This is a genomic window from Bacillus salipaludis, from assembly GCF_030938565.1.
GTDB classification, from domain to species: Bacteria; Bacillota; Bacilli; order Bacillales; family Cytobacillaceae; genus Neobacillus; species Neobacillus salipaludis_A.
This window is the reverse complement of sequence record NZ_JAVGVR010000001.1, coordinates 5784532-5796053: the sequence shown is the minus strand read 5'-3', so window position 1 is coordinate 5796053 and position 11522 is coordinate 5784532. Positions and strand designations below refer to the sequence as shown.

Annotated in this window: 10 protein-coding genes, 1 tRNA gene and 1 pseudogene; 11 read left to right on the top strand and 1 reads right to left on the bottom strand. The window is 40.1% G+C overall.

Going from position 1 to position 11522, the window contains the following annotated elements:
* Positions 1 to 9 precede the first annotated feature (9 nt).
* Positions 10 to 962: pseudogene (whiA, locus tag RCG21_RS28935) on the top strand (DNA-binding protein WhiA).
* 23 nt (positions 963 to 985) lie between these two features.
* Positions 986 to 1249, top strand: coding sequence for an HPr family phosphocarrier protein (locus tag RCG21_RS28930; RefSeq protein WP_026575962.1), 264 nt, complete (start codon positions 986 to 988; stop codon positions 1247 to 1249).
* A gap of 77 nt (positions 1250 to 1326) precedes the next feature.
* On the opposite strand, the gene clpP is transcribed toward RCG21_RS28930, so the two are convergent.
* Entirely contained in the window at positions 1327 to 1932 is a 606-nt protein-coding gene (clpP, locus tag RCG21_RS28925; protein ID WP_026575963.1) for an ATP-dependent Clp endopeptidase proteolytic subunit ClpP, read from the bottom strand.
* 202 nt (positions 1933 to 2134) lie between these two features.
* Between clpP and RCG21_RS28920 the strand changes: the two genes are divergently transcribed.
* The 9 genes from RCG21_RS28920 to eno all read left to right on the top strand — a co-directional run bounded on the left by RCG21_RS28920 (position 2135) and on the right by eno (position 11411).
* Positions 2135 to 2206, top strand: a tRNA-Arg gene (locus tag RCG21_RS28920).
* Between the two features lie 235 nt (positions 2207 to 2441).
* Positions 2442 to 3776, top strand: a complete 1335-nt coding sequence (rpoN, locus tag RCG21_RS28915; RefSeq protein WP_133333982.1) for an RNA polymerase factor sigma-54 — start codon at positions 2442 to 2444, stop codon at positions 3774 to 3776.
* A gap of 12 nt (positions 3777 to 3788) precedes the next feature.
* The gene (locus RCG21_RS28910) at positions 3789 to 4043 is read left to right on the top strand and encodes a glutaredoxin family protein (protein ID WP_208025342.1); all 255 of its coding nucleotides are present in this window, start codon (positions 3789 to 3791) and stop codon (positions 4041 to 4043) included.
* Between the two features lie 124 nt (positions 4044 to 4167).
* Complete coding sequence (locus RCG21_RS28905; protein WP_308914032.1) at positions 4168 to 5190, top strand: sugar-binding transcriptional regulator; 1023 nt, start codon at positions 4168 to 4170, stop codon at positions 5188 to 5190.
* Between the two features lie 45 nt (positions 5191 to 5235).
* Positions 5236 to 6243 (top strand): type I glyceraldehyde-3-phosphate dehydrogenase, encoded by a 1008-nt coding sequence (gap, locus tag RCG21_RS28900; RefSeq protein WP_133333984.1) that lies wholly within the window; start codon positions 5236 to 5238, stop codon positions 6241 to 6243.
* A 165-nt stretch (positions 6244 to 6408) separates the two neighbouring features.
* Positions 6409 to 7593 carry a phosphoglycerate kinase gene (locus RCG21_RS28895; protein ID WP_133333985.1) on the top strand — a complete coding sequence of 395 codons (1185 nt, stop codon included), beginning with the start codon at positions 6409 to 6411 and terminating at the stop codon, positions 7591 to 7593.
* Between the two features lie 205 nt (positions 7594 to 7798).
* Positions 7799 to 8560: a triose-phosphate isomerase gene (gene tpiA / locus RCG21_RS28890; RefSeq protein ID WP_133333986.1), complete on the top strand. Its 762-nt coding sequence runs from the start codon at positions 7799 to 7801 to the stop codon at positions 8558 to 8560.
* Positions 8553 to 10085: a 2,3-bisphosphoglycerate-independent phosphoglycerate mutase gene (gpmI, locus tag RCG21_RS28885; RefSeq protein WP_133333987.1), complete on the top strand. Its 1533-nt coding sequence runs from the start codon at positions 8553 to 8555 to the stop codon at positions 10083 to 10085. The genes tpiA and gpmI overlap by 8 nt, the downstream gene beginning before the upstream one ends.
* A gap of 27 nt (positions 10086 to 10112) precedes the next feature.
* Positions 10113 to 11411, top strand: coding sequence for a phosphopyruvate hydratase (gene eno, locus RCG21_RS28880; RefSeq protein WP_133333988.1), 1299 nt, complete (start codon positions 10113 to 10115; stop codon positions 11409 to 11411).
* Positions 11412 to 11522: the final 111 nt, after the last annotated feature.

The following is an 11522-nucleotide window of genomic DNA, read 5'->3' as shown; positions in this document are numbered from 1 at the left end:
GGTGAAGGGATGTCTTTCGCTTCGGAAACAAAAAAGGAATTAACCAACTTGGAAGTGAAAACGTGCTGCATTCAGGCAGAGCTTTCTGCTTTAATTCGAATGAACGGTTCCCTTTCCTTTTCAAACCGGAAGTTAGTTGTCGATATTCAAACAGAAAACGCGGCAATTGCAAGAAGAATTTACACATTGTTAAAAAAAGCTATGATGTTCAAGTCGAGTTGCTCGTTCGAAAAAAAATGCGTTTGAAAAAAAATAATGTTTATATTGTCCGGTTAGCGGATCAAGCAAAAGAAATTCTAGAGGATACGAAAATCTTAGGTGAGGGCTTCACCTTTATTCATGACATTTCAAACGATTTAATCAAGAAGAAATGCTGTAAGCGTTCTTATCTGCGCGGTGCATTTCTTGCAGGGGGATCCGTGAACAATCCGGAGACGTCTTCCTATCATTTGGAAGTTTTTTCGCTTTATAAGGAACACAACGATTCTTTATGCGAATTAATGAATACATTTGGATTAAACAGTAAAACGCTTGAGCGGAAAAAAGGTTTTATTACTTACCTAAAGGAAGCAGAGAAAATTACCGAGTTTTTAAATATCATCGGTGCTCATAATGCCCTTTTACGTTTTGAGGATGTCCGAATTGTAAGAGATATGAGGAATTCAGTTAATCGTCTTGTCAATTGTGAAACAGCGAACTTAAATAAAACGATTGGTGCATCCATCCGCCAGGTAGAGAATATACGTTATATTGATCAAATGGTTGGACTTCATATCTTACCGGAAAAGCTTAGGGAAATTGCGGAGCTCCGGATCAACTATACAGATGTTACACTTAAAGAGCTTGGTGAAATGGTTTCCGGAGGAACAATCAGCAAATCAGGAATCAATCATCGTTTAAGAAAAATTGATGAAATTGCAGAAAAGCTGCGAATTGGTGAAATAGCTGTAAAAAATAGATAATACTTTTGAGGAGGATACTAGAAATGTTAGAAAGACAAGTGGAGGTAAAATTGAAAACCGGTCTTCAGGCCCGCCCTGCAGCCCTATTCGTACAGGAGGCTAACCGTTTTTCGGCAGATGTTTTTCTTGAAAAGGATGGCAAGAAGGTTAATGCAAAAAGCATTATGGGGTTAATGAGTCTTGCTGTCGGTTCAGGAGTGGTCATTAATATTATTGCTGATGGTACTGATGAAGAAAATGCCATTACGACCTTAACTGATTTTGTCGAAAATGAACACCATCATTAAGTAAAAAAGGTTGGCTTAGAATAAAGCCAACCTTTTTTTAAAAAAACAACCGGTCAAAATACCGGTTGCTTTAGACATTACTTTTTATTTTTCTCATCCAATAAATTGCGGGTAATAATGTTATCGATTAGCCCGTATTCTTTTGCTCTTTCCGCTGTCATAAAGTTATCGCGGTCTGTATCCTTGGCAATCACTTCGAGCGGCTGGCCAGTCCGTTCTGCTAAAATTCCGTTCAATTTATCACGGAGGAATAGAATCCGTTTTGCAGCAATTTCAATTTCTGTTGCTTGCCCTTGAGCACCGCCTAGTGGCTGGTGAATCATGACCTCTGCATTTGGAAGCGCGAAACGCTTGCCTTTTTCCCCTGCAGCAAGTAAGAATGCGCCCATAGAGGCAGCCATCCCGATACATACAGTTGATACATTCGGTTTAATATATTGCATCGTATCGTAAATGGCCATTCCAGCTGTGATACTTCCGCCAGGGCTGTTGATATAAAGGGTGATGTCCTTTTCAGGATTTTCTGCTTCAAGGAATAATAATTGGGCAACAATGGAGTTTGACACATTGTCATCAATTGCACTGCCAAGCATAATGATCCGGTCTTTTAACAGACGAGAATAGATGTCATATGCTCTTTCCCCTCTGTTCGTTTGTTCAATAACTGTAGGAATCAAATTCATTTTTCTTCCTCCTTTAAGTATGAAAGATTTTACTTATGTATAGTTATCATACACTGATGGTCAATAAAGGTCAAACATTTCGATTGTAAAATTGTTCGACAACTTTCCTTCCTTCATCATTTCCATCTCTCCTAAATTTAAACCTATTTTCCCCTTGCATTTAGGACAGATATCGCATATAATAGGTAAGTCGCTAATATTTGCCCTCGTGGTGCAACGGATAGCACGTAAGATTCCGGTTCTTGAGATGTGGGTTCGATTCCTGCCGAGGGCGTCATAAAAGCCTCCTGTTCTGTAAACGACAGGGGGTTTTTATTTGTCTAAAATTTCGACACTTTCTTTTAAAATATCTGAAAAAATTTAACCTTCGAAAAAATATCCAAGCCCCTTAAAACCCTTATAAATCCTGTATTCTTCGCAATCCAATTGAAAAAACATTCCATATACCAATTTCTTGCCATACACCAAATCCCTCCAATCATGTAAAATAGAACTATGGGGGGATTGGAATGAACTTAAAGGCTGGTTTATGGCAACAGCAAACGTTAAAATTAACCATGACGCAGGAGCTCTCGCAGGCTATTGCGCTTTTGCAATACAATGCTCAGGAACTAACTGCTTTTTTGGAAAATAAAGCGCTTGAAAATCCCCTAATGCAGATTGAAAATGGGAATGTTCAACCGATGAATCCGTTGATTGACCGAAACCGGAAAAAATCGCAAAAAGCAGAAAAAGACTGGATTGAGCAGATTGCCGGAAAGACTAGCAATTCACTTGAGAATCAATTAATTTCTCAATTAAACTTAAAAACTCTTACATCTGAGCAATTAAAGATAATCCGTCATCTTATTCATAATCTCGATGAAAACGGTTACTTATTTGGTGATCTGAGTGATATGGCTAAAGCGTTAAAAGTGCCGGAAGAGCTTGCCTGCGAATGCTTACTCATCATTCAAACACTTGAACCGGTAGGAATTGGTGCCCGGAATCTACAAGAGTGTTTATTGATTCAAATAGAATGGGAATATCCTGATGAAGAATTGGCTCATAAAATTATTTCCGATTACTTTGTTCCCTTTGCAGATAAGAAGTGGAAACAAATTGCAAAAGAGCTGCAGGTATCACTAAAGGATATTCAAGATGTATTTGATCTTATTCAACTGCTCAATCCTAAGCCGGGAGCACAATTAGGCCTTGGGGATTCTACTACTTATGTTATTCCTGATGTCATAGTCGAACGGAATGGGGACGAGTATACGATTCGGATGTGTGATGACTCCCTGCCAAGACTTTCATTTAATGATGGTTACTACAAGAAGTTTTCTGGTATTCAAGGGCAGGATCCTAGTGTTACGCGGTTTTTGCAGGAGAAAATGCAAGATTATCAGTGGATATTGAAAAGCATTGAACAAAGGAAAGAAACGTTAACAAAAGTAGTGGCGAAAATTTTAGAAAAGCAGGTAATCTTTTTCCAAAAGGGGCCAAACTATTTATCGCCGATGACAATGAAGGATATTGCAAGTGAACTGGAAATTCATGAATCGACAGTCAGCCGTGCTGTTCGTGAAAAATTTGTGCAAACACCAGTTGGAACTTTCCCGTTGAAATCATTTTTTACGAGTACCATTCAAACTACATCTAACGAAAATACTTCATCAACTTTAGTAAAAAAAGCAATTTCCTCTATGATTGAAAAAGAAGATAAGCAAAAACCACTTTCTGATCAAGAAATTGTAGAACAGCTAAAAAATGCCGAAGGGATGGTCGTGTCGAGACGAACCATTGCGAAATATCGTGAACAATTAGGAATTCCTTCTTCCTCCAAAAGAAAGCGGTTTAATTAAAAGGAGTAAAACATGGAACCAATTCTCGTTACCTTATATACAAGAACGCGCTGTCCATTATGTGATAAAGCAAAGAATTCTTTAATGGAACTTAAAGAAACCTGGAATTTTGCTCTGGAAGAAATTGATATAGAGGAAAGTGATGAACTAACGGAACGTTATGGCTTAATGATTCCAGTTGTTCATATTGATGGAGAAGAAGTTGGATTTGGCTATGTTGATAAATTTGATATAAGTAACCGTTTGCAAGAAAAATCTGAATCTTAACTGTTGAAATTACATTTCACTCCTGCTACAATAAAGGAGTGATTTTTTTTAGCTGTAGCGGGACATAATATGTCACGGGTGGACATTTTACGGCCAACTACATAATATAAAGGAGCTTATGCTCATGCAATCAATCATCGACATCCAAAAAAGGCTAGTTCCTGATATTTTACATATGCTGCAGAAAAGACATCATATTCTGAGATACATCGGATTCATGCAGCCAGTAGGAAGAAGAAGCTTAGCCGTAAGCCTTGGGTATACGGAGAGAATTCTCCGAAGTGAAGTGGACTTTTTGAAGGATCAAAACTTAATATTCACCAATAGTGTGGGAATGAGTCTAACATCTGATGGAAAAAATTTACTTGAAGATTTGGAAGGACTCATGCGTGAACTTAAGGGCATTGATGTGATGGAATTAGAATTAAAGCATCGTTTGGGTATTAAAAACGTCATTATTGTCCCGGGTGATAGTGAGGACTCTCCGATGGTGAAAAAGGACCTTGGTAAGGCAAGTGCCTCTTACATGAAAAAACATCTTGGAGGAAAAAATATTATTGCTGTGACTGGCGGTTCCACAATGGCGGCTATTGCCGATGAGCTTTCTCCGGAAACGGATCAAAAAGAGATTTTATTTGTCCCAGCGCGGGGTGGTGTCGGTGAGGATGTTCACAATCAAGCCAATACCATTTGTTCAATTATGGCGACAAACATGAAGGCGAAGCATCGTGTATTTTATGTGCCTGATCAGGTTAGCCCAGAGATTTATGATTCACTTATTAAAGAACCTGGGATTCATGAGGTTTTAGAGTTAATCAAATCGGCGAGCATGGTTCTTCATGGGATTGGGGACGCTATGACAATGGCTGAACGTAGAAAATCAAGCTCCGAAATCCTTGGGAAAATTGAAGAGGGGAATGCTGTTGGCGAGGCATTCGGTTATTATTTTAACGAGCTGGGTGATATTGTACACAAGGTATTTACCATTGGTATTCAACTCAACGATTTGGCCCGCATTCCGGAAATCATTGCAGTAGCAGGCGGTGCATCAAAGGCTAAGGCCATTCGAGCCTATATGAAGCAAGCACCGGCATCCACGATTTTAATAACGGATGAAGGTGCAGCAAAGAAGTTATTAAAAGGATAAATCCTTTGAATATAAATCCTTAACCAATTAAAGGAGGAAATTATCATGACAGTAAAAGTAGGAATTAACGGGTTTGGTCGTATTGGACGGAATGTTTTCCGTGCGGCATTAAACAATTCAAATATCGAAATCGTAGCAATCAATGACTTAACAGATGCTAACATGTTAGCACATCTTTTAAAATATGATACTGTTCACGGAACTCTTACTGAGGATGTAACCGTTGATGGTGAATACTTAGTGGTAGGCGGACATAAAGTGAAAGTTATCGCTGAGCGCGATCCTGCACAACTTGGCTGGGGAGATCTTGGTGTTGAAGTAGTTGTTGAATCTACTGGCCGCTTTACAAAACGCGAAGATGCTGCTAAACACCTTGAAGCGGGTGCTAAGAAAGTAATCATCTCTGCTCCAGCAACAAACGAAGATATTACAATTGTAATGGGCGTTAACGAAGATAAATATGATGCGGCTAACCATCACGTACTTTCTAATGCATCATGTACAACAAACTGTCTTGCACCATTTGCAAAGGTATTAAACGATACATTTGGCATCAAACGCGGTATGATGACAACTGTTCACTCATATACAAATGACCAACAAATCCTTGATTTACCGCATAAGGATTACCGTCGTGCCCGTGCAGCTGCTGAAAATATGATTCCAACATCTACTGGTGCTGCTAAAGCTGTTTCTCTAGTTTTACCAGAGCTTAAAGGCAAATTAAATGGTATGGCTATGCGTGTTCCAACTCCAAACGTTTCTGTTGTTGACCTTGTTGCAGAATTAGAAAAAGATGTAACAGTTGATGAAATAAATGCAGCGTTAAAAGAAGCTGCTGAAGGTCCATTAAAAGGAATTTTAGCATACAGCGATCTTCCATTGGTTTCAAGCGACTATAATGGCGCAACTGTTTCATCTACTATTGATGCTTTATCAACAATGGTTCTTGAAGGAAATATGGTTAAAGTACTTTCTTGGTACGATAACGAAGTTGGATACTCTAACCGTGTTGTTGACTTAGTAGATTACATCGCTCAAAAAGGACTTTAATCATAGAACATTTCTGTTTGGACGGGATTGGCAAAAACGCCAAGGGCAGTCTATAATGGTAAATGGTGTGACAAAGGGGAGTGGGGAAGATTCCCCCTCCTTTTTTTAATGTAAATGGATGTACCATTGATCGTTATCCGAAGTACATATTAAGGAGGTCCTTTCATGAACAAGAAATCATTAAAAGATGTGGATGTTAAGGGGAAACGCGTTTTTTGCCGAGTGGATTTTAATGTTCCTATGCAAGATGGAAAAATTACCGATGAGACGCGGATTCGTGCCGCATTGACAACCATTCAATATTTAATGGAACAAGGGGCAAAGGTTATTTTGGCGAGCCACTTTGGCCGTCCAAAAGGCCAAGTAGTAGAAGAAATGCGGTTAGCGCCTGTTGGCAGACGTCTCGCGGATTTGCTTGGCAAAGACGTTAAAATTGCCAATGAAGCACATGGCGAATCTGTAAAAGCCTTGATTGAAACGATGAATGATGGGGATGTTCTTCTTCTTGAAAACGTTCGTTTTTATCCAGGTGAAGAAAAGAATGATCCAGAGCTTGCAAAAGCATTTGCAGAACTTGCGGATGTGTATGTGAATGATGCATTTGGTGCGGCACATAGAGGACATGCTTCAACTGAAGGGGTAGCCCACCATCTTCCAGCTGTTGCCGGATTCTTAATGGAAAAAGAATTAGAGGTTTTAGGAAAAGCACTTTCTAATCCTGAGCGTCCTTTTACAGCGATTATTGGCGGTGCAAAGGTAAAAGACAAAATTGGCGTTATTGAAAATCTATTAGAAAAAGTTGATAACTTAATTATTGGCGGTGGCCTCGCTTATACATTTATAAAAGCGCAAGGACATGAAATCGGTCAATCACTGCTGGAAGAAGATAAAATTGACTTAGCTAAGTCTTTTATCGAAAAAGCAAAGGAAAAAGGCGTTAATTTTTACATGCCGGTGGATGCGGTTATCGCAGATAAATTCTCTGCGGATGCGAATACACAGGTTGTTTCAATTGAAGCGATTCCTGCTGATTGGCAGGCACTTGATATTGGCCCTAAAACCGCTGAGATCTACCGTGAAGTAATTCAAAAATCAAAATTAGTCATTTGGAATGGACCGATGGGTGTATTCGAAATGGATAAATTTGCAGGCGGTACAAAAGCAGTTGCCGAAGCACTTGCGGAAGCGGAAGGAACGTATTCCGTTATTGGCGGTGGAGACTCTGCAGCGGCTGTGGAAAAATTCCATTTAGCAGATAAAATGAGCCACATCTCAACAGGCGGCGGTGCTTCTCTTGAGTTTATGGAAGGAAAAGCATTACCTGGAGTCGTGGCATTGAACGATAAATAATATTTATAAATATTGCTGTGTTAAAGGTCAATGTTGATTGGAGCGGAAGGCACGAAGACTCCTGTGGGAGTACGGGGCAGGGGAGACCCCGCAGGAGCGTAAGCGACGAGGAGGCTCCCCGGACAGCCCACTGAAAACGAAATGCTTGGAGTGGAAATCAACAAACAAGTTTAACAGAGCCTCACTTTAGAAAGGATGGGACAGCATGCGTAAACCAATCATTGCAGGCAACTGGAAAATGCACAAAACTCTTTCAGAAGCAAAAAGCTTTGCAGAAGAAGTGAAAACATTAGTTCCTGCACAAGACAAAATTGAATCCGTCATCTGTGCACCTGCATTATTTTTACAAAGCTTAGTGGAAACAGTTAAGGGCAGCGATGTAAAAATCGGTGCTCAAAACATGCATTTTGAAGAAAGCGGAGCCTTTACTGGAGAAATTAGTCCCAAAGCTCTTGCTGATTTGGGAGTGCAATATGTAATTATTGGGCATTCGGAACGTCGTGAAATGTTCAATGAAACAGATGAGTCTGTAAATAAAAAAGTTCTTGCAGCTTTCCATTACAATTTAGCTCCAATCGTTTGCTGTGGTGAAACACTTGAACAGCGTGAAAACGGCGAAACGATGAATTTTGTTGGAGGCCAAATTGAAAAGGCGCTGGCTGGTTTAACAAGTGATCAAGTAAAACAAACTGTTATTGCGTATGAACCAATTTGGGCAATTGGCACTGGTAAATCCTCTACTTCAGAAGATGCAAACGAAGTGTGTGCACATATTCGTCAGGTGGTTGCAAAGCAATTCTCAGAAGATGTTGCGAATGCGGTAAGAATTCAATACGGCGGCAGCGTGAAGCCGGGCAATATTAAAGAATACATGGCACAGCCTGATATCGATGGTGCTTTAGTTGGCGGAGCCAGCCTTGAAGTACAATCATTCCTGCAGCTATTGGAGGCAGGAAGCAATGAGTAAATCTCCTGTTGCGCTCATTATTTTAGACGGCTTTGGATGCCGCGATGAACAGAAAGGGAATGCTGTTTATCATGCGAAAAAGCCGAATTTTGATCGTTATTGGGAAACTTTCCCTCATTCCCATTTAACAGCATCCGGTGAAGCAGTAGGTCTTCCAGAAGGACAAATGGGAAACTCTGAAGTCGGGCATTTAAATATCGGTGCCGGCCGGATTGTCTATCAAAGCTTAACTCGTGTAAATATTGCAATCCGTGAAGGGGAATTTGAAAAAAATGAAACCTTCACCGGAGCAATGGAACATGTGAAAAAACATGGAACAAGTCTTCATTTGTTTGGATTACTTTCAGATGGAGGAGTTCACAGTCATATCAACCATATGTTTGCTTTATTAAAGCTTGCAAAGGATGAGGGCGTTGAAAAAGTATATATTCATGCCTTCCTTGATGGCCGTGATGTTGGGCCGAAAACAGCAGAAACATATATTCAGCAGACGCTGGACAAAATGAAGGAGTATGGTGTTGGCGAATTTGCTACCATCTCTGGAAGATACTATTCAATGGATCGTGATAAACGCTGGGAGCGGGTTGAAAAATCCTACCGTGCAATGGTTTACGGAGAAGGTCCTTCGTACACAAATCCATTGGAAGTTGTCAAGGATTCGTATGAACATGGCATTTTCGACGAGTTCGTCATTCCATCTGTGATTACAAAAGAAGATGGACAACCTGTGGCAACGATTCAGGACAATGATGCCGTGATTTTCTATAATTTCCGACCTGACCGTGCCATCCAAATTTCAAATACGTTCACGAACGAAGATTTTCGTGCTTTTGACCGTGGTCCTAAGCATCCAAAGGATTTATTCTTCGTTTGTTTGACACATTTTAGTGAATCGGTTGATGGATATGTTGCTTTTAAACCATCAAACCTTGATAATACCCTTGGTGAGGTCTTATCGCAAAATGGATTAAAACAATTGCGAATTGCCGAAACGGAAAAATATCCGCATGTCACATTCTTTATGAGCGGAGGCCGTGAGGATAAATTCCCCGGGGAAGAGCGAATTTTGATTAACTCTCCTAAGGTTGCTACCTATGATTTAAAACCTGAAATGAGTGCCTATGAAGTTACGGATGCCCTGTTAAAAGAAATCCAAGCAGATAAATTTGATGCCATTTTACTAAACTTTGCTAACCCTGATATGGTTGGCCATTCCGGAATGTTGGAGCCAACCGTTAAGGCGATTGAAACGGTCGACGAGTGTTTAGGAAAAATTGTTGATCTTATTCTTGAAAAAGGCGGAAAAGCGATTATTACCGCTGATCACGGAAATGCCGATGAAGTCATCACGCTCGAAGGTGAGCCAATGACGGCCCACACAACAAATCCGGTACCTGTGATCGTAACAAAACCGGGTGCCCAATTACGTGAAGATGGAATACTTGGCGATTTAGCCCCAACCATGTTAGATTTATTAGGTGTACAAAAACCAGCTGAGATGACAGGAACATCATTAGTTAAATAATTAAATTTATTTTTAGGAGAGATACAAATGCCATTTATTGTTGATGTTTATGCACGTGAAGTTTTAGACTCCCGAGGTAACCCTACTGTTGAAGTGGAAGTTTTCACTGAATCAGGCGCATTCGGACGCGCATTAGTACCAAGCGGTGCTTCTACAGGTGAGTACGAAGCAGTTGAGCTTCGTGACGGTGACAAAGGTCGTTACCTTGGCAAAGGTGTTTTAAAAGCCGTTGAAAACGTAAATGAAATTATTGCTCCATTCTTAGTTGGAGAAGAGTTCAGCGTTCTTGATCAAGTTGGTGTTGACCAAGCTTTAATCGAGTTAGACGGAACTGAAAATAAAGGTAAATTAGGAGCAAACGCGATTCTTGGTGTTTCTATGGCCGTTGCTCATGCTGCAGCGGATTACTTAGATGTTCCTTTATACCAATACCTTGGCGGATTCAACTCTAAGCAGCTTCCAGTACCGATGATGAACATCGTAAACGGCGGAGAACATGCTGATAATAACGTTGATATTCAGGAATTTATGGTTATGCCTGTCGGTGCGCCAAACTTTAAAGAAGCATTACGCATGGGCGCAGAAATTTTCCATAGTTTAAAAGCAGTTCTAAAAGACAAGGGCCTTAACACAGCTGTTGGTGACGAGGGTGGATTTGCTCCAAACCTTGGTTCTAACGAAGAAGCACTTCAAACGATCGTGGAAGCAATCGAAAAAGCTGGTTACAAACCAGGCGAAGAAGTAATGTTAGCCATGGATGCTGCATCTTCTGAATTCTACAACAAAGAAGATGGAAAATACCATCTTGCAGGTGAAGGCGTTGTGAAAACATCTGCAGAAATGGTAGATTGGTACGAAGAGCTTTCTTCTAAATATCCAATCATTTCAATCGAAGATGGCTTAGACGAAAACGACTGGGAAGGTCACAAGCTTTTAACAGAGCGTCTTGGCAAAAAAGTTCAATTAGTTGGTGATGACTTATTCGTAACCAATACGAAGAAGCTTGCTGAAGGTATTGAAAAAGGAATTGGAAACTCAATCCTAATTAAAGTTAACCAAATCGGAACTCTTACTGAAACTTTTGATGCGATTGAAATGGCAAAACGCGCGGGATATACTGCTGTAATTTCTCACCGTTCTGGTGAAACAGAAGACAGCACAATTGCTGACATTGCAGTAGCAACAAACGCAGGTCAGATCAAAACTGGTGCGCCATCTCGTACTGACCGTGTAGCGAAATACAATCAATTACTTCGCATTGAAGATCAATTAGGCGAAACATCTAAGTTTAACGGAATTAAGTCTTTCTATAACTTAAGCAAATAATTTTTTGTATAAACCTCCTATAGGTGTGGGGAACCCCACATTTATAGGAGGTTTTTTATGTTTTACAAGAGATGTCGAATAGTTCATTCTGATGAACTAAATTTTGTCGAA

Excerpts from the sequence above, each read along its gene's own strand:
- RCG21_RS28930 (WP_026575962.1), top strand. The coding sequence starts at position 986 with ATGTTAGAAAGACAAGTGGAGGTAAAATTGAAAACCGGTCTTCAGGCC.
- clpP (WP_026575963.1), bottom strand. The coding sequence starts at position 1,932 with ATGAATTTGATTCCTACAGTTATTGAACAAACGAACAGAGGGGAAAGA.
- rpoN (WP_133333982.1), top strand. The coding sequence starts at position 2,442 with ATGAACTTAAAGGCTGGTTTATGGCAACAGCAAACGTTAAAATTAACC.
- RCG21_RS28910 (WP_208025342.1), top strand. The coding sequence starts at position 3,789 with ATGGAACCAATTCTCGTTACCTTATATACAAGAACGCGCTGTCCATTA.
- RCG21_RS28905 (WP_308914032.1), top strand. The coding sequence starts at position 4,168 with ATGCAATCAATCATCGACATCCAAAAAAGGCTAGTTCCTGATATTTTA.
- gap (WP_133333984.1), top strand. The coding sequence starts at position 5,236 with ATGACAGTAAAAGTAGGAATTAACGGGTTTGGTCGTATTGGACGGAAT.
- RCG21_RS28895 (WP_133333985.1), top strand. The coding sequence starts at position 6,409 with ATGAACAAGAAATCATTAAAAGATGTGGATGTTAAGGGGAAACGCGTT.
- tpiA (WP_133333986.1), top strand. The coding sequence starts at position 7,799 with ATGCGTAAACCAATCATTGCAGGCAACTGGAAAATGCACAAAACTCTT.
- gpmI (WP_133333987.1), top strand. The coding sequence starts at position 8,553 with ATGAGTAAATCTCCTGTTGCGCTCATTATTTTAGACGGCTTTGGATGC.
- eno (WP_133333988.1), top strand. The coding sequence starts at position 10,113 with ATGCCATTTATTGTTGATGTTTATGCACGTGAAGTTTTAGACTCCCGA.